The organism is Mesorhizobium sp. LEGMi-168a (assembly GCF_058312955.1).
On record NZ_JBZEGV010000123.1, the window covers coordinates 1 to 1,189 of the forward strand.

The 1,189-nt window shown below is 56.4% G+C and carries 1 protein-coding gene; it reads left to right on the plus strand.

Features of this window, described 5'->3' with window-relative positions; translation table 11 throughout:
• Positions 1–174 precede the first annotated feature (174 nt).
• The coding region (locus AC4FWB_RS34340; RefSeq protein ID WP_491030637.1) for an ABC transporter substrate-binding protein at positions 175–1,189 on the plus strand (1,015 nt) is incomplete at its 3' end.

A 1,189-nucleotide genomic window follows, 5' to 3' on the forward strand; every position in this document is an offset into this window, starting at 1 on the left:
ACAGCCTCGTTTCGGCGTGTGCCCTCAAATCTGGTCGAGACTTTAACAATACCGACATCATCGAAGACAGGCAGGTTAGGTGCTCGACCGCACCGCGCCCGGACACCGCAAGGCCGGCGCGATTACCCTCGACTATGAGTTCAATAAGACCAATTTTTTGAGGGAGGAAAAAGAATGGACAATTGGCTAATCAATCGCCGTGTAGCCATGAAGGCTATGTTGCTGAGTTCAGCTGCAACTTGGATTATGCGTTCAAGCGCGTTCGCTTCATCGTGCGGCGATCATATCGTGCGCCTCGCCGGAACCAGCACTCCCGACACCCTGAACCCCTTTGCCACCTGGAACTCGTGGTGGCCTCTATGCTTCACCTACGACTTCTTGGTTGCCGTGGACGCCCAGCGCCACCCTGATCGCAAGGGGTTCGCCAAGGAGTGGTCCGTTGCCGAAGATAACCTCACCTGGACGTTCAAGATTTGGCCAGGCATGAAATGGTCGGACGGTCAACCTGCAACCGCGAGGGATGCAGCATTCACCTATAATTACTTGCGCGGCTCGATGGGCAAGCCCGATGAGCTGAACGTCGGCCAAAATAGCACTGACGGACTTGACCTTGTAGACTCCGTCACCGCCTTGGACGATGAGACTTTGCAAATCGTGACCAAGAGTCCGACCCGTTGGCCAGTCGATAACTACAAATATATCGTTCCCGAGCACATCTGGAAGGATATCACCTATGCAGATGCGCGAGGCCCCTTCCGCAACAACGCACCCATTGTGGGGACAGGGCCCATGATTGTTTCGGAATTTCAGCAGGGGCAGTTTGCACGCTTCACTCCCAACCCGCACTTCCGTACCGGACAGCCAGCGACTGCCGGAATGGTCTTCCGCTTCTTTGATACGGTCGATCCCATCGCCCAGGGTCTAAAAAGCGGCGACCTCGACTATGGGATGTACCTCACAGCCGCCCAGTGGGACGACCTTTCAAAGGATTCCAACGTCGTCGTTGGTCAACAGCGCGTCGAGCAGCGGAATTATCTGGCCTTCAACACTCTCTCCGGGAAGGGGGAAGGTAGCACCAAGGCCCTTCAGGATCCCGCGTTTCGCGACGCGATCGGATACGCGATCGATCAGAGGGCTATCGTCGATCGGGCTATGCGCGGACACGGAGACCCTGGCGTGGGATTGATCG